This window comes from Acidovorax sp. A1169 (assembly GCF_030704685.1).
In the GTDB taxonomy this organism is placed as follows: domain Bacteria; phylum Pseudomonadota; class Gammaproteobacteria; order Burkholderiales; family Burkholderiaceae_C; genus Acidovorax.
This window is the reverse complement of sequence record NZ_JAUZDX010000018.1, coordinates 69,825-86,157: the sequence shown is the minus strand read 5'-3', so window position 1 is coordinate 86,157 and position 16,333 is coordinate 69,825. Positions and strand designations below refer to the sequence as shown.

Genomic DNA, 16,333 nt, shown 5'->3' with positions numbered 1-16,333 from the left:
GAAGCCGTGTAGACTCATTGCCGATTCCTTTCGGGTACCGCTTTCCTGTCGTCTGTCTGTTCGCTCCGCTCGGTACAAGCGGCTGGCGGGCATATGGAGTGCATATGGCGTTGGCGTATCTGTTGGAAGCAAAACCCCTGGCCTGGCTGTTGCTGGCGGCCAGTGTCACCTCTGAAGTGGCTGGTACCGTGGCGCTCAGGCAATCGGATGGCTTGTCCCGCGTGGCGCCTTCGGTGGCTGCTGGGGTCTGCTACGTGCTGGCGGTGTGGTGGATGTCACTGGCCATGAAGCACATCGGCATGGGCACCACCTATGCGGTGTGGGCAGGCAGCGGACTGGCGTTGACGGCGCTGCTGGGGGTTGCGCTGTTTGGTGAGCCGCTCTCGGGCATGCGGCTCGCCGGGCTCGCTCTGGTGGTGGCCGGGGTGGTCACGCTCAGCCTGGCAGGCCCAGCGCACTGATCAATCCGCCAGAAACCCCACGCTGCTCGGCCTGCCGGGCAGGTCCAGCGCAGCGACGGGTGCGGGGCTGCTCGCGATCTTCTTGCCGCGCCGGTACACCGCCAGGCGGGCGGACCGCAGGCGGATAGCCTCGACCGGGTTGCGCGCATGCAGCAGCACGAAGTCGGCATGGCAGCCTGCTGCAATTCCATAGCTTTCCAGGCCCAGCAGTTTTGCGGGATTGGTGGTCACCGCCTCGAAGCACTGGCGCATCGCCGCCTGGCTGGTCATCTGGGCCACGTGCAGGCCCATGTGGGCGGCTTCGAGCATGTCGGCGCTGCCGCCGCCGTACCAGGGGTCCATCACGCAGTCGTGCCCAAAGGCCACGGTGAGGCCAGCGGCCATCAGCTCGGGCACGCGCGTCATGCCGCGGCGCTTGGGGTAGGTGTCGTGGCGGCCCTGCAGCGTGATGTTGATCAGCGGGTTGGCCACCACGCCCAGCTGCGCCTCGGCCATCAGCGGGATGAGCTTGCTCACGTAGTAGTTGTCCATGCTGTGCATCGACGTGAGGTGCGAGCCCGCCGCGCGGCCGTGCAGGCCCAGGCGGTGGGTCTCGTGCGCCAGGGTCTCCACATGGCGCGAAAGCGGGTCGTCCGACTCGTCGCAGTGCATGTCGACGCGCTTGCCCAGGCTGGCGGCCAGTTCGCACAGAATCCTCACGCTCTCGGCCCCCTGGGCCATGGTGCGCTCGAAGTGGGGGATGCCGCCCACCACGTCCACGCCGAGGTCCAGCGCGCGTTTGAGGTTGTCGAGCCCGCCCGGCGAGCGCAGCACGCCGTCCTGCGGAAAGGCCACCAGCTGCAGATTGAGGTAGGGCGCCACGCGCTGCTTCACGTCGAGCAGCGCACGCACCGGCAGCAGGCTAGCGTCGCTGGTGTCCACATGCGAGCGGATGGCCAGCAGCCCCTGGGCCACGGCCCAGTCGCAGTACTGCAGCGCGCGCTGCACGATGGCTTCGTGCGTGAGCTGCGGCTTGAGTTCGCCCCACAGCGCAATGCCTTCGAGCAGGGTGCCGCTCTGGTTCACGCGCGGCTGGCCGTAGCTGAGTGTCGAATCCATGTGGAAATGCGCGTCCACGAAGGGCGGGCTCAGCAGCAGGCCGCCGGCGTCCACCGTCTCGTGTGCCGGTGCCTGCAGGCCTTCGGTCACTTCGGTGATGCGCCCGTCCTGCACGGCCACGGACATGTTGCTGCGGCCGTCCGGCAGGGTGGCGTTGAGGATGAGCAGGTCGAGCATGGGCGGGTGATGGTGAGTGGGGGCGGTATGTGCCAGTGTAGAGGGTGCTTCAGGTTGCCGTTGGCGGCAGGGCCCATGTGCTGGTGCGGATTTGTCGGGTTTGTTCAAGACCGGGGGCCTGGGCGCCCCTAAGCTTGTCCCAAGACCGTTCTTCTTGAAGGAATTCTTCCATGCAATTTGGCTACACCATTCTCTACGTCGAAGACGTGCCCCGCACCATTGCCTTCTACGAGGCCGCCTTTGGCCTCAAGCGCCGCTTCGTGCACGAGGCCGGCGACTATGGCGAGCTGGACACGGGTGCCACAGCGCTGGCCTTCTCATCGCTGCGCCTGATGACCGAGCTGGGCAAGAACCCGCAGCGCGCATCGGCCAGCGCACCGAGCTTCGAGATCGCATTCACCACAGCGGACGTGGCTGCTGCAGTGGAGCGTGCCGTGGCCGCCGGAGCCCGCCTGGTACAGGCGCCCGAGCAGATGCCCTGGGGCCAGACGGTGGCCTATGTGGCCGACATCAACGATGCGCTGGTGGAACTGTGTACGCTCATGGGGCCGCCGCCTGCGGATTGATTACCCATAGCCCGCCTGCGCTACCGTGGCCAGCAGCGCCGGGGACTGGCGCAGCCGCATGGGTGTGGCGCCCAGCCAGCGCAGGCATTCGCGGCTGAAATGGGCCTGGTCGGCATAGCCATGGTCTGCTGCAATGGCGACCAAGGGCGCATGGGTGCCCAGTGTCTGGGCCGCGCGGCGAACGCGGGCCAGCGCCCGCCAAAAGCGCGGCGGCTGGCCCGTGGCCTGCAGGGCCATGCGCTCCAGGCTGCGTTCCGATACGCCGAGCGCCTTGGCGGCGTGGCCCACGGATGGGGCATGGGCCAGCGTGTGCAGGGCCTCCTGGGCACGCAAGTCCAGGTGCACATGGGTGTCGATGGCCTCCAGGACCGCAGTTTCCAGCGTCGCATCGATGCACGGGTATGCAGCGCTGGCGCGTGCACGCGCCTGCGCCTGCTGCCACAGGGCCTGCGCGGCGGACAGCACCGCGGTGTGCCGGATGCTCACACCCGGCTGCAGGCGGTAGCCCAGCCACAGCTCGCCCGCATGGCCGGGCACCTGCAGGGCCGTACTGCCCAACGGGGAGATATGCCAGCCGCATGCGCCCTTGGCATCGATGTGCAGGATGAGGTCGCTGCAGCCATCGGGCAGCACCGTGGTGGGGCTGTCGTCAGTGCCGGTGTGCTGCCAGCGGGCCAGAACGGCGCAGGGCAGGGCCAGTGGGGCGTGCTCGATCACATCACCGCCTGGGGGTGGGCGTGTAGCGGTATACGCCAGGCCGGTGGCCGGCCTCGATGGTGATGCTGCGCAGCCTGTCTTCATGCCCCGAGCGGGCCTGCGCGGTGATGCGGATGCCGGTGCGCGTGCTGCGGCAGGCGATGCGGGTCAGGGTGATCTCCGCATGGTCGTTGTTGAGCTCGGGAATGCTCTGGGTGTGCACTGCCTGCAAGGTGCCGTTGTCGTCTCGCTGCATCCACTGCAGGTACAGGAAGGACTGCGCGTGCTGCGTGCCATGCACGATGCGGTAGACGCCCTGGTTCTTGCGCGTGGGCCATTGGCCGCAGACCTGCACCCAGTCCACCGCATCGGCGGTGGCAAAGCGCTCGTAGGGCACATCCATGCCCAGGGCATGGGCGGGCGCGCTGCAGACCAGTGCCAGCGTGGCCAGCCATCGGGCCCCGGTCACCGCTCGCCCTTGCGGTAGGGCTTCATCAGCGCCTGCGGGTAGGCCGCCTTGCGCGCCACCAGCACCAGCGCCAGGATGGACAGCAGGTAAGGCAGCATCAGGTAGACCTGGTAGGGCAGCCAGGCATCGCCCGCCTGCTGCAGGCGCAGCTGCAGCGCATCGAAAAAGGCGAACAGCAGGGCGCCCAGCAGCGCCTTGCCCGGCCGCCACGAGGCGAACACCACCAGTGCCACGCAGATCCAGCCGCGCCCGTTGACCATGTTGAAGAAAAAGGCGTTGAACGCCGACAGCGTGAGGAACGAGCCTGCGACCCCCATCAGCGCCGAGCCCGCCACGATGGCGCCCGTGCGCGTGGCTGCCACCGACAGGCCCTGGCCTTCGGCGGCCTGTGGGTTCTCGCCCACCATGCGCACGGCCAGGCCCAGCGGCGTGCGCATGAGCACCCAGGCCAGCAGCGGCACCAGGGCCAGCGCCAGCAGCGTGAGCGGCGTCTGCGCCGAGAGAATGGGCACACCCAGCCATTCCATGGGCGCAAACGGCTCGATGGTGGGCGGTGTGTTCACCTTGGGGAAGCTCACGCGGTAGCCGTAGTAGCTGAGCGCCGTCGCCAGCAGCGTGATGCCCAGGCCCGAGACATGCTGCGACAGCGCCAGCCCCACGGTGAGCCAGGCATGCAAGAGTCCGAATACCGCGCCCGTGAGCGCCGCCACCAGCACCCCGGTCCACAGGCTGTAGCCGGCATACACCACGAGCCAGCCCGTGAAGGCGCCCGCGACCATGATGCCTTCGATGCCCAGGTTGAGCACGCCGGCGCGCTCGCACAGCAGCACCCCGAGCGTGCCCAGGATGAGCGGCGTGGCCACACGCAGGGTGGCGATCCAGAAGGCCGGGTTGGCCAGGATGTCGAGCAACTCGGTCATTTCCAGCGCACTCGGTATTGCGTGAGCAATGTCGCCACCAGCACCGCGATCAGCGAGGTGGCCACGATCACGTCGGCGATGTAGGTGGGCACGCCCACCGCGCGGCTCATGCTGTCGGCGCCCACGAGCACGCCGGCTACGAAGGTGCCCGCCGCGATCACGCCCAAAGGGTGCAACCCGGCCAGCATGGCGATGACGATGCCGCTGTAGCCGTAGCCCGGCGACATGTCGAGCGTGACATAGCCCGTGCGGCCCGCCACCTCGATGGCACCGGCCAGCCCCGCCAGGCCGCCCGAGAGCAGGGCGACCAGCACCACGGTGCGGGTGATGGGCACGCCCGCAAACGCGGCAGCGCGCGCATTGGCGCCTGCTGCGCGGATGTCGAAGCCCGGCACGGTGCGCCGTAAAATGGCCCAGAGGATGAGTGCAAGCCCGATGGCCCACAGCAGCCCCGTGTGCAGGCGCGTCTGCGCCACCAGCTTCGACAGTTCCATATCGCCCTGCAGCGCCACGCTCTGCGGCCAGCCCATGGAGAGCGGGTCCTTCATGGGCCCGTCGAGCAGGGCAGAGACCAGCAGCAGGGCGATGAAATTGAGCAGCAGCGTGGTCACCACTTCGTCCACCCCCAGCCGCGATTTCATCAGCGCCGGGCCCAGCAACAGCAGCGCCCCGGCCAGGGCCGCCGCCAGCATCATGAGGGGGAACAGCAGCCAAGGCGACCACTCCAGCCCCGTGCCGCCATGCAGGCCACCCACGGCCACGGCGGCCAGCGCACCCGCGTAGAGCTGCCCCTCGGCCCCGATGTTGAACAGCCGCGCGCGGAAGGCCACGGCGGCGGCCAGCCCGGTCAGGATCAGCGGCGTGGCACGTGTGAGCGTTTCGGTCAGCGCAAAGACCGAGCCGAACGCGCCTTTGACTAGCAACGCATAGGTCTGGCCCACGGGCGCACCGGCCCACAGCACCAGCAGGCCGCTGATGAGCAGGGTGAAGACCACGGCACCCACCGGCGCGGCCACGTACGCGGCGGGGGAGATGTGGTTGCGTTTTTCGAGTCTCATGGGCAGATGGAAAGGGTCAGGGGGCAGAGCCGGCCATGGCCAGCCCGATGGCCTCGCGCGTCCAGGCATCGGCAGGCTTCGCTTCGCTTAGATGCCCCTCGTGCATTACCGCCACGCGGTCGCCCAGGGCCAGTACTTCATCGAGGTCGTCCGAGATCAGCAGCACGGCCGCACCCCCGTCGCGCGCGTTGATGAGCTGCTGCTGCACGAAGGTGACGGCGCCGATATCGAGGCCCCAGGTGGGCTGGTGCGCCACGATGAGGCGCGGGGCCGGCGCGCTCTGGCTTGCGTCGTAGGGCGGCAGCAGGGCGCGGCCCAGGATGAGCTTTTGCATGTTGCCGCCCGAGAGCGCGCGGGCCGGGGTATCGGGCCCACCGCCGCGCACGTCGAAGGTCTCGGCCACGCGCTGGGCGTGCTGGCGCGCAGCAAAGCGCTTGACCCAGAAGGCCCGGAACCAGGGGTGGGCGAACCAGTGGCTGCGCAGGCGCTCGGACACGGCGTTCTCCCACACCGGCAGGTCGCCCACCACGCCCACGGCATGCCGGTCCTCGGGGATTCGGGCCACACCCTGGTTCACCACCCAGGCCGGCCGGGCCTGCAGCGGCGCGCCCAGCAGCGTGACCTGGCCGGCCGTGGCGGCGCGCATGCCGCACAGCACATCGGCCAGTGCCACCTGGCCATTGCCCGAGACACCGGCAATGGCGACGATCTCGCCCGCATTCAGGGTGAGCGACACGCCCTGCAGCCGGTCGCGCCCGGTGGGGGCGGTGGATACATCAGCCAGTGAGCATACCGGCGCGCCCACGCTTTTGGCGGGCCTGCGTGCGCTGGCCTCGATGGCATGGCCCACCATCCACTGCGCGAGTTGCCCTTGCGTGGTGCCCTGCGCGGGCGCCTCGGCCACCAGCCTGCCCTGGCGCAGCACGGCCACGCGGTGCGATACGCGCAGCACCTCAGCGAGCTTGTGGCTGATGAAGATGATGGACAGGCCCTGGGACACCATCTGCGACAGGGTGTGGAACAGCGCTTCGCTCTCCTGCGGGGTGAGCACGGCCGTGGGTTCGTCCAGGATGAGGATGCGTGCGCCGCGGTACAGCGCCTTGAGGATCTCCACCCGCTGGCGCTCGCCCACAGAGAGGCTGCCCACGCGGGCCTCGGGTTGTACCGGCAGTCCGAAGCGGGCGGACACGGCCAGCAGCTTCTCGCGTGCGGCGCTGCGGCGCGAGAAGGGTTTCCACAGCGGCTCGCTGCCCAGCAGCACGTTGTCCAGCACGGTGAGGTTGTCGGCCAGCGTGAAGTGCTGGTGCACCATGCCAATGCCGGCCGCCAGCGCGGCGCGTGGCTGGCCCGGGGGCAGGGGCTGGCCGAAGACCTCGATGTGGCCCTCGTCGGCCACATAGTGGCCGAACAGGATGGACATCAGCGTGGACTTGCCCGCACCGTTTTCGCCCAGCAGGGCCAGCACCTCGCCACGCGCCAGTGTGAGGCCGATGCCGTCATTGGCCACCAGCTTGCCAAAGCGCTTGGTGATGCCGGTGAGGCGAAGAACCGTTTCTGCAGTCTCCACGGACATGGATCGGGCTACTTCCAGGCGGCCAGGAAGGCCTGCAGCACCTTGGCCGAGTTGGCCGCCGCCAGGTGCATGAAGGTGTCCATCTCGTTGGCGCCATCGCCGCCGCCCGCCAGGTCGCTCAGCGAGCGAAAGGCGATGTAGGGCACGCCGTTGCTGTGCGCCACCATGGCGGTGGCGGCGGTCTCCATGTCGAGCACATTCGCCTCGAAGGTCTTGAACGCATATTCGCGGAAGGCCTTGTTGTCCACGAAGGCCTGGCCCGACACGCCATTGCCGCCCACCACCATGCGCGGGCGCTCCTTCAGGCAGTGGCTGGCGTGGCAGTGGGCGAGGGGCACGGCGGCCAGGCCATGGGCCACGGCCAGCATGCGTGGGTCGGCCTCGAACCAGAATTTCTGCGTGAGTTTCGGATTGGCAGCCGAACGCACCTCCACCGGGCGCGGATGCATCATGCCGAAGGCGGGCAGGGTCAGCTCGGCCCGCATCCAGCCCGGGGCCGTGTACTTGCCGGGCTGGTCTTCGCGCGCCATGAGCCACTCCATGTACTGGCCCCAGCGCGCAGGCACGGTCACGTCGCCGATGTGCAGGCCCGGGTTCACCCCGCCGGCAATGCCGGAGAAAACGATGTGGCTCACGTTGAAGCGGTCCAGCACCAGTTGCGTGTTCATGGCCGCATTGGTCATGCTGATGCCCGAGAGGAACACCACCACGGGCTTGCCCTGCAGCGTGCCGGTGGTGAACTCCACGCCGTTCACGCTGTGCCTGACGGGCTGCTGCACCTGGGGCAGCAGCACGGTGAGCTCGGGGGCAAAGGCTGAGATGACGGCGATGCGCGGTGTGGCGTCGATTCGGACCGCCTTGTCCGGCGGGACGGCCGCGCAGCCCGTCAGGACTGCGGCAATCGCCATCGCGCCCAGAAAGCGCGAGCATTGGTGGGCCAATGTCCTGAGAGAGGCATGTGAGCGGTGTCGTACTTGCATGGCGATGTATCCTGTTCAGCAAGACAAGAATAAGCGCATTGAGAGCATCTTCTGCACGTTTGAAGCGCCTGAGTTGTTCCAAGCGCGCGCTGCGAGTCGGTCAGCGCATGTGCAGGACGCGGTACCCACCCAGCGAGAACGCAACGCCCACTGCAAGCCACAGCACCCCGCCCACCAAGGCGCCAGCTGGCAGTCCCAGGAATTGAACCGTAAGCATGGTGAGGCCACAGATGGCTTTGCAGCCCGATCCCTGTTGCATGAACGGGGTTCCGCTCAACAAAGCCCAGGCGCCAACGACTATGCCAATGGCGCCCAGTGCAATGAAAAGCGTGCCCAGGATTCTTGAGTCGCGCGCCAACAACTTGCCTTGCTTACTTGGCCGTGGACTTGGGCTGGCTGTCGTCCACCTTCACGGTGAACTTGCCGGCCAGGATGTCGGCCTCCTTGGCCTTGACCTTGGCCACGATGTCGGCCGGCACCTTCTTCTCGAAGGTGCCCAGGGGCGCGAGTTCCGAGCCCTTGTGCTTCATCATCGAGTACGGGCCGTAGTCCTCGGGCGTGAACTTGCCTTCCTTGACCAGCTTGAGCGCGCGGTCGATGCTGGGCTCCATGTGCCACAGGGCGGAGGCGACCACCGTGTCGGGGTACTTGTCCTGCGTGTTGATCACGTTGCCGATGGCCAGCTTGCCCTTTTCCTTGGCCGCATCGCTCACGCCGAAGCGTTCGGCGTAGAGCACGTCGGCGCCCTTGTCGATCATGGCGAAGGTGGCTTCCTTGGCCTTTGGTGGGTCGAACCAGCTGTTGATGAAGCTGATGGTGAACTCCACCTTGGGATTGACTTCCTTGGCGCCGGCCATGAAGGCGTGCATCAGGCGGTTCACCTCGGGGATGGGGAAGCCGCCGACCATGCCGATCTTGTTGCTCTTGGTCATGCCGCCAGCCACCATACCCGACAGGTAGGCCGGCTCCTGGATGTAGTTGTCGAACACGCTGAAGTTGGGCGCCTGCGGCTTGCCCGAGGAGCCGAGCAGGAAGGAAGTCTTGGGGAAGTCCTTGGCCACCTTGCGGGCGGCGGCTTCCACCGCGAAGGCCTCGCCCACGATAAGCTGGTTGCCGCCGGTGGCGTACTCGCGCATCACGCGCTCGTAGTCGGCGTTGGTCACGTTCTCGCTGGACTTGTACTCGATCTCGCCGCGTGCCTCGGCTGCCTTGAGCGCCTTGTGGATGCGGCTCACCCACTGCTGCTCATAGGGCACCGTGTAGATCGCCGCCACCTTGGTCTTGGCCTGTGCCATGGCGGCACCGGGCGCCAGCCCGATCATGGCCGACAGTGCCAGGGAGGTGGAGAGCAGGTGGCCGGTGAAGATGCGGCGTGAGGTCATGGGGTGATTCCTTCTTCGGATGGAGGACGGGCGATCGGATCTGGCGTTGTCTCAAGCAATTATTGCGCCAATGGATGGCAGGCGCTGGCATGGAGTCTGCCAGAAGAAAGCCACCAGTTGGTAAAAATTCGCACCGGCTTGGGGCGTAAAAAAGCCGCCCAAGGACTTGGTCCCTGCGGCGGCTGTTCGGTCTGGCGCGCGCTTATTTGGTGCCAAAGATTCGGTCGCCGGCATCGCCCAGGCCCGGCAGGATATAGCCGTGGTCGTTGAGCTCGCGGTCGATGGCGGCGGTGAAGATCGGCACGTCGGGGTGCGCCTTCTGCAGCGTGGCCACGCCTTCGGGGGCGGCCAGCAGGCACACGAACTTGATGGAGCGCGGGTTGAGCTTCTTGAGCCGGTCGACGCAGGCGGCGGCCGAGTTGCCGGTGGCCAGCATGGGGTCGACCACGATGATGTCGCGCTCGTCCATCTCGGACGGCATCTTGAAGTAATACTCCACCGGCTGCAGGGTGGCCGGGTCGCGGTACAGACCGATGTGGCCCACGCGGGCGCCGGGCACCACATTGAGCATGCCATCGAGAAAGCCGTTGCCCGCGCGCAGGATGGAGACCAGCACCAGCTTCTTGCCGTCGATCACCTGGCCGGTCATGGTTTCCAGCGGGGTCTCGATCTCGATGTCCTGCAGCGGCATGTCGCGCGTGACCTCGTAGGCCATGAGCGTGCTCAGCTCGCCCAGCAGGCGGCGAAAGCTGTTGGTGCTGGCGTCCTTCTTGCGCATCAGCGTGAGCTTGTGCTGGACGAGGGGGTGCTTGATGACGGTGACGTTGGTGCTCATGGCGTAGTGCTCGATTGTTTTTGGGTCGCGCCTAGTCTGCCAGAAAGCGCGCATAGCGCGCCATGTCCACATTCCCCCCGCTGATGAGGATGCCCACGCGCGCGCCATGCACGTCCACGCTGCCGTGCCGGGCACCCGCGAAGGCCAGGGCACCCGTGGGCTCCACCACCAGCTTCATGCGCTCGGCAAAGAAGCGCATGGCCTCGACCAGTTGCTCGTCGGTGGCGGTGACGATGTCTTCCGCCAGGCGCTGGATGATGGGAAAGGGGATCTGCCCGAGCGAGCGGGCCTGTGCGCCATCGGCAATCGTGTGTGGCGTGGGGATCTGGACCAGCTGTCCGCTGCGCAGCGATTGCTGGCCGTCGTTGCCGGCCTCGGGCTCCACGCCCACCACGCGGCAGTTCGGCGCCAGGGCTTCGGCGGCCAGCAGGCTGCCGGCGAGCAGGCCGCCGCCGCCCACGCAGACGAAGAGGTAGTCGAGGTCGGGAACTTCTTCCAGGAATTCCTTGGCGGCCGTGCCCTCGCCGGCGATCACGTGCGGGTGATCGAAGGGCGGCACCAGCGTCATGCCGCGCTCCTCGGCCAGTCTCTGGCTGATGGCCTCGCGGTCCTCGGTGTAGCGGTCGTAGGTGACGACCTGGGCGCCATACTCGCGCGTGGCCGCCATCTTGGTGGCGGGAGCGTCCTCGGGCATCACGATCAGGGCGGGCATGTCCAGCAGCCGGGCCGACAGCGCGATGGCCTGCGCGTGGTTGCCGGCAGAGAAGGCCAACACGCCGCGCTCGCGCTGTTCGTCGCTGAACCGCGAGAGGGTGTTGTAGGCCCCGCGGAACTTGAACGAACCCGTGCGCTGCTGGTTCTCGCACTTGAAGAACGCCTGGGTGCCCAGCAGCGCGTCAGCCATGTTGGAGCGCAGCACGTGCGTGCGATGGGCCACGCCAGCGAGCCGCTGTGCGGCAGAAACAACATCCGCGTAGGTGGGCGGGGGGAGGCTGGCGTTGCTCATAGTGGAATCTTTCGGGGATGAATGGGCTCAACTATTCCACCCATCATAAAACCGCCCGGCTTTTGGCCGCAGGGGCCGTGCAAGGCCCGAAAACAGGGCGCGGAACGCTATGAATATTGACGAGTCTTCGCAGGAGGCATGGATATACTGCCCGTTTCCCCGACTTTCCCCAAGAGCCCACCATGTCCATTTCCCGTCGCATTGCCACCCTGGGCCTCGGCCTGGCCGCCTCTTTCGGTGTGTCCCTGGTCGCCCAGGCCCAGGCCCGCGAACTCACCGTGGCCTCCAGCGCGACCTATGCGCCGTTTGCGTTCGAGAACAAGGACAAGCAGATCGTGGGCTTCGACATTGACATCATCAATGCCATCGCCAAGCACCAGAACCTCAAGATCAAGGTCGTGAACACGCCATGGAGCGGCATCTTCGCGGCGCTCAACAATGGCGACGTGGACCTGGTGATCTCGGGCGTGACCATCAACGACAAGCGCCGCCAGAGCTACGACTTCTCGGCCCCGTACTTCGCAGCCCACCAGCTCATCGCCGTAGCCAAGGGCAGCACCGTGGCCTCGCTCAAGGACCTGGCGGGCAAGAAGATCGCGGTGGTGAACGCTTCCACCGCCGACGACGTGGCCTCGCGCGAGTTCGGCAAGACCAACGCCAACATCCGCCGCTTCGAGAGCACGCCGCTCATCATCTCCGAACTGGCTGGCGGCGGCGTGGATGCGGCCATCGGCGACAACGGCGTGATCGCCTACCGCGTGAGCCAGAATCCAGCGCTCAAGACGGTGGAAGACCCGTCCTTCCCGGAAGAAGGTTTCGGCATCGTCGTCAAGAAGGGCGACAAGGCCTTGCAGGACAAGCTCAACGCCGGTCTGGCCGCCGTGCGCGCCGATGGCAGCTACGGCGAGATCTACAAGAAGTGGTTCGCCAAGGATTTCAAGGCACGCTGAGCCCCGGTTTTGGCTTGAGTCACTTGCAGCGGCCGCCATGCGGCCGCTTTTTTGTTTTCTGACGAAGGGTTGCCGCGCTGCGCGCCCTGGGTAGAAGGAGAGAAGCATGGAGCAACCCGAATTGTGGTTTGGCTGGTTCCGGCCAGACATCCTGGTGGAATACCGCGAGCTGTTCATCAAGGGCGCGTGGATGACCCTGTGCATGACGGTGGTCTGCGTGCTGCTGGGTGGCAGCTGGGGCCTGGTGCTGGCCCTGGCGCGGCTGGCGCAGGCGCGCCATGCGCCGTGGAGCTGGGTGTGCCGCTTTCTGCTGCGCTGGCCGTCCACGGTGTACGTGAGCTTTTTCCGCGGCACGCCGCTGTTCGTGCAGATTCTGCTCATGCACTTCGCGGTGATGCCGCTGTTCATCCACCCGGTGTCGGGCCTGCTGGTGGACGGCGATCTGGCGCGCACGCTCAAGCAGGAGCATGGCGCCCTGATCTCGGGCATCGCTGCGCTCACGCTGAACTCGGCGGCCTACATCTCGGAGGTGTTCCGCGCTGGCATCCAGTCCATCGCGCGTGGCCAGTCGGACGCGGGGCGCTCGCTGGGGCTGACCCCCCTGCAGGTGCTGCGCTACGTGGTGCTGCCCCAGGCTTTCAGGCGCATGCTGCCGCCGCTGGGCAACAACATGATCGCGCTGCTCAAGGACACCTCGCTGGTCTCGGCCATCGGCCTGGCCGAGATGGCCTACGCCGCGCGCACGGTGGCAGGCGCCTATGCGCGCTACTGGGAGCCCTACCTGGCCATCTCGCTGGCCTACTGGTGCATGACGCTGGCGCTGACCACCTTGCTGCGCCGGCTGGAGCACCACATGGCGCGCAGCGAGCGCAGCTGAGGCAGGCCCTACCCCAGCTCTGAAAACCGCTGCAGCGGGGTGAGGGCAGGGAAGTCGCCCGCGCGCTTTTGCTTCATGGCCGCGACCGATTCCTGCACATTCCGGTTGCTCCAGATGGCGCCCTGCAGCCAGCCCATCTGGCGCAGGCTGTCTTCCACCGAGTGGTCGCGCGCATAGTTTACGGCCTGCTTGGTGCCCCAGATGGCCACGGGCGGCTTGCTGGCGATCTCCTGCGCACACTGCAGCGCGGCCGCCAGCATGGCTTCCTGCGTATCGAAGACCTCGTTGACCAGGCCGTAGCCCAGTGCCTTCTGTGCGGGCATGCGCCGGCCGGTGTAGGCCAGTTCCTTGACCACGCCCATGGGCACCAGCTTGGGCAGGCGCTGCAGGGTGCCCACGTCGGCCACCATGCCGATGTTGATCTCCTGGATGCAGAAGAAGGCATCGGCCGTGGCATAGCGGATGCAGGCCGCCGTCACCATGTCCACCGCGCCGCCGATGCAGCCGCCGTGGATGGCCATGATCACCGGGATGCGCAGGTTTTCGAGCCGGGTGAAGGTGTGCTGCATGTCGGTCAGCAGGTCGAAGATGGCGGCGCGGCCTTCGGGGCTCTGATCGTCCATGGTGATGGCGCCGTCGAAGGTCTCCAGCGCCATGCCCGCGCTGAAGTGCCGGCCGGTGCTGCTGATGACCAGCGCGCGTGCCTCGCCGGCCTGGTGCAGGTGCACCAGCACCGCGTCCAGCTCACGCCAGAACGTCGGGTGCATGGTGTTCATGGCCTCTGGCCGGTTCATCACCAGGTGGGCCACATGGCCGGTGGTGGTCAGGGAAAAGCAGGTGAGGGTGGAAGCGGCAGTGTTCATGGGCGAACACTGTAGGCCGCACGCCCGCGCCGCCATCGTCGCGTGGGTGACTCTGCGCGGGTTTTGCCCGAGCCCGCCCCGTGGCAGACGGGGCAGTGCGGGGGGCTCAGCCGTCCGTGGTTTCCGTGGCGTTGGCCAGTTCGGGCATGGGCAGGCGGCTGGCCAGGATCTTGTCGATGGTCTTGCCGTCCATGTCCACCACTTCGAGCTTCCAGCCTTCCCATTCCACGGTGTCGGTCACCTTGGGCAGGCGGCCGGTCAGCAGCATGATCATGCCGCTCAGGGTGTGGTAGCGGCCGCGCTCTTCTTCGGGCACGGCGTCCAGGTTGAGCCGGTCCTTGAGCTCGGGCACGGGGATGTGGCCGTCCAGCAGCCAGCTGCCGTCCTCGCGCTGCAGCGCCCACGAGGTCTCGGGGTCGCGCGGCTGGAACTCGCCGGTGATGGCCTCGATCAGGTCCTGCAGCGTGACGATGCCCTGCACCTCGCCGTACTCGTCGATCACGAAGGCCATGTGCACGTCCGACAGGCGGAAATTGTCCAGGAGCTCCATGCCGGTGATGGTCTCGGGCACGTACAGCGCCGTCTGCAGCGGCTGGTCGGTCAGGCCGTGTGCCTTGTCGCGGATGGTGCGCGAGAGCCACTGGCGCGCATTGAGCACGCCGCGGATATTGTCCATGCCGCCGCGCACCACGGGGAAGCGGGCGTGGTCCGACTCCTCGATGCGCTGCAGGTTTTCTTCGAAGGACAGGTCCAGATCCAGGCAGACCACGTCGCCGCGCGGCACCATGAGCGAGCCGATCTGGCGGTCGTCCAGGCGGAACACGTTGCGCACCATGGTGTGCTCGTGCGATTCGATCACGCCGGCCGTCGTGCCCTCGACCAGCATGGCGTGGATCTCTTCCTCGGTCACCGGGCTGCCGCTGGTTTCCTTCACTCCGAGCAGGCGCAGCAGCGTGCGCGTGGAGGTGGACAGCAGGATGACGAAAGGCTTGGTCGCCAGTGCCAGGAAGTTGATGGGCCGCGAGACCAGGCGCGCAAAGGTTTCGGGGTGGGACTGGCCGATGCGCTTGGGCACCAGTTCGCCCACGACGATGGAGAAGTAGGTGATCAGCACCACCACCAGGCCGGTGGCGGCGTAGCCGCCGTAGGGAGGGGGTACACCCAGTGACGCCAGCCAGGCGGCCAGGGGGGCCGCCAGAGCGGCCTCGCCCACGATACCGTTGAGCACGCCGATCGACGTGATGCCGATCTGGATGGTGGAGAGGAAGCGGGTGGGGTCTTCGCCCAGTTTCACGGCGGCGGCTGCGCCGCTATCGCCCTCATCAATCATCTTTTGCAGCCGGGCCTTGCGAGCCGTGACCAGAGCGATCTCTGACATGGCGAACAGCCCATTCAAAAGGATGAGGGCGAACAGTATTGCGATTTCCATAGACAGGGAGCAAAGGGCTCCCTTGAAGTTGACAAGCTGTCCATTGTAGGGGTGTGGTTATTGCCGTGGTCCGCAACGGATATTGGCATCCCGGGTGCCGTCAGTTCCGGGTCAGAACCCGCACGCCCTCAATCACCGCCCCCGCCGCCGCAACCACCCCCGCCGTCGCTGGAACTGTCGCTGCTGCTGCTGGAATGGTCGGCCCCACCAAAATCGTCCGAGCTGCCGCTGTGGCTGCCGTCGGAAAAGCTGGTGCCGCAGTAGGTGCCGCTGCCATCGCCGCCAGCACCGCTCTTGCGCAGGATGTCGCTGCAGTCGGGCACGTAGGTGAAGCCGCCGGCAATCGCCATCTTGGAGTCCAGTGCAAACAGCAGCGGCAGCCGGCTGGGGGCCTTGGGGTTGATGGCCTCCTCCTTGCAGGCCCAGAACCAGGCGCGGCGCAGGCCGTCGTTGTTCCTGGCCTTCGCGCCCAGCGCCTCGGCAGGGGTGTGGTGCAAAAAGAAGCCCAGCGCGTTGTGGCACCAGGTCTTGTAGGCCTGCGTGTGCAGGATGAAGTCGTGCCAGAGCGCATCCACCGCCTTGGACGGCATGGCCACGAACTGCTTGCGGCTGCGCATGCAGGCCATGAAGAACTGGCGCAGCCCGCGCTCCACGAGTTCGCAGTCCTTCTGGCTGAGGTGCGGGTAGGTCTCGCGCAGCTTGCGCTTCAAGTAGGCGGGCAGGCGCGCCTCGCGGATATAGCGCTCACGCACCGTGCGCGTCCACTGCACGACGATGGCGGTGACCGCCACGGTGCAAACGAGGTAGATGGCCCAGCGCCAGTTGGGCCGCAGCAGCCCCGCGAAGGCGGCCACGAAAGCCAGTGCCCAGATGGCAATGGCCAGTTGCACCACGTTGCCGCCGTAGCGCACCAGCAGCCTGTCGATCTTGCCCATCGGTTTCCCCCTTTGTTATGTGTCTGTTTTCCGGGGTTTTACCTCTTTTTCGAGACTA

The 16,333-nt window shown here is 66.9% G+C and carries 17 protein-coding genes; 4 read left to right on the top strand and 13 right to left on the bottom strand.

Annotation, left to right across the window (positions count from 1 at the left end):
• The first annotated feature begins 122 nt into the window (after positions 1-122).
• Positions 123-461, top strand: coding sequence for a multidrug efflux SMR transporter (locus QYL93_RS24270; RefSeq protein WP_305746061.1), 339 nt, complete (start codon positions 123-125; stop codon positions 459-461).
• On the opposite strand, the gene QYL93_RS24265 is transcribed toward QYL93_RS24270, so the two are convergent.
• Complete coding sequence (locus QYL93_RS24265) at positions 462-1,736, bottom strand: amidohydrolase family protein (RefSeq protein ID WP_305746060.1); 1,275 nt, start codon at positions 1,734-1,736, stop codon at positions 462-464.
• 170 nt (positions 1,737-1,906) lie between these two features.
• Between QYL93_RS24265 and QYL93_RS24260 the strand changes: the two genes are divergently transcribed.
• Positions 1,907-2,302, top strand: a complete 396-nt coding sequence (locus QYL93_RS24260) for a VOC family protein (protein WP_305746059.1) — start codon at positions 1,907-1,909, stop codon at positions 2,300-2,302.
• Here QYL93_RS24260 and QYL93_RS24255 read toward each other — a convergent pair whose 3' ends face one another.
• The 9 genes from QYL93_RS24255 to QYL93_RS24215 form a co-directional block, all read right to left on the bottom strand.
• Positions 2,303-3,019 (bottom strand): helix-turn-helix domain-containing protein, encoded by a 717-nt coding sequence (locus QYL93_RS24255; RefSeq protein WP_305746058.1) that lies wholly within the window; start codon positions 3,017-3,019, stop codon positions 2,303-2,305.
• A 1-nt stretch (position 3,020) separates the two neighbouring features.
• Positions 3,021-3,467: a hypothetical protein gene (locus QYL93_RS24250; RefSeq protein ID WP_305746057.1), complete on the bottom strand. Its 447-nt coding sequence runs from the start codon at positions 3,465-3,467 to the stop codon at positions 3,021-3,023.
• Positions 3,464-4,387, bottom strand: coding sequence for an ABC transporter permease (locus QYL93_RS24245; protein ID WP_305746056.1), 924 nt, complete (start codon positions 4,385-4,387; stop codon positions 3,464-3,466). Before QYL93_RS24245 ends, QYL93_RS24250 begins: the two co-directional genes overlap by 4 nt.
• Entirely contained in the window at positions 4,384-5,445 is a 1,062-nt protein-coding gene (locus QYL93_RS24240; RefSeq protein ID WP_305746055.1) for an ABC transporter permease, read from the bottom strand. The genes QYL93_RS24245 and QYL93_RS24240 overlap by 4 nt, the downstream gene beginning before the upstream one ends.
• Positions 5,446-5,461: 16 nt before the next feature.
• On the bottom strand, positions 5,462-7,018 hold the full coding sequence (locus QYL93_RS24235; protein ID WP_305746054.1) for an ABC transporter ATP-binding protein: 1,557 nt from the start codon (positions 7,016-7,018) through the stop codon (positions 5,462-5,464).
• A gap of 8 nt (positions 7,019-7,026) precedes the next feature.
• Positions 7,027-7,926, bottom strand: coding sequence for a 5'-methylthioadenosine/S-adenosylhomocysteine nucleosidase (locus QYL93_RS24230; protein ID WP_305746119.1), 900 nt, complete (start codon positions 7,924-7,926; stop codon positions 7,027-7,029).
• A gap of 443 nt (positions 7,927-8,369) precedes the next feature.
• The gene (locus QYL93_RS24225) at positions 8,370-9,380 is read right to left on the bottom strand and encodes a BMP family protein (RefSeq protein ID WP_305746053.1); all 1,011 of its coding nucleotides are present in this window, start codon (positions 9,378-9,380) and stop codon (positions 8,370-8,372) included.
• 202 nt (positions 9,381-9,582) lie between these two features.
• Positions 9,583-10,215 (bottom strand): uracil phosphoribosyltransferase, encoded by a 633-nt coding sequence (gene upp, locus QYL93_RS24220; protein WP_305746052.1) that lies wholly within the window; start codon positions 10,213-10,215, stop codon positions 9,583-9,585.
• 31 nt (positions 10,216-10,246) lie between these two features.
• Positions 10,247-11,221, bottom strand: a complete 975-nt coding sequence (locus tag QYL93_RS24215; protein ID WP_305746051.1) for a threo-3-hydroxy-L-aspartate ammonia-lyase — start codon at positions 11,219-11,221, stop codon at positions 10,247-10,249.
• Positions 11,222-11,403: 182 nt separating this feature from the next.
• On the opposite strand from QYL93_RS24215, the gene QYL93_RS24210 reads away from it, so the two are divergent.
• Together QYL93_RS24210 and QYL93_RS24205 are read left to right on the top strand one after the other, a co-directional pair.
• On the top strand, positions 11,404-12,171 hold the full coding sequence (locus QYL93_RS24210) for a basic amino acid ABC transporter substrate-binding protein (protein ID WP_305746050.1): 768 nt from the start codon (positions 11,404-11,406) through the stop codon (positions 12,169-12,171).
• A 106-nt stretch (positions 12,172-12,277) separates the two neighbouring features.
• A complete protein-coding gene (locus QYL93_RS24205) occupies positions 12,278-13,048 on the top strand; it encodes an amino acid ABC transporter permease (protein ID WP_305746049.1) in 771 nt (256 codons plus the stop codon).
• A gap of 8 nt (positions 13,049-13,056) precedes the next feature.
• Here the strand turns inward: QYL93_RS24205 and QYL93_RS24200 are convergent, their stop codons facing one another.
• The 3 genes from QYL93_RS24200 to QYL93_RS24190 all read right to left on the bottom strand — a co-directional run bounded on the left by QYL93_RS24200 (position 13,057) and on the right by QYL93_RS24190 (position 16,275).
• On the bottom strand, positions 13,057-13,911 hold the full coding sequence (locus tag QYL93_RS24200; RefSeq protein WP_305746048.1) for an enoyl-CoA hydratase-related protein: 855 nt from the start codon (positions 13,909-13,911) through the stop codon (positions 13,057-13,059).
• A 106-nt stretch (positions 13,912-14,017) separates the two neighbouring features.
• Positions 14,018-15,340, bottom strand: a complete 1,323-nt coding sequence (locus QYL93_RS24195) for a hemolysin family protein (RefSeq protein ID WP_305746047.1) — start codon at positions 15,338-15,340, stop codon at positions 14,018-14,020.
• Between the two features lie 128 nt (positions 15,341-15,468).
• On the bottom strand, positions 15,469-16,275 hold the full coding sequence (locus QYL93_RS24190) for a hypothetical protein (protein WP_305746046.1): 807 nt from the start codon (positions 16,273-16,275) through the stop codon (positions 15,469-15,471).
• Between the last annotated feature and the right edge of the window lie 58 nt (positions 16,276-16,333).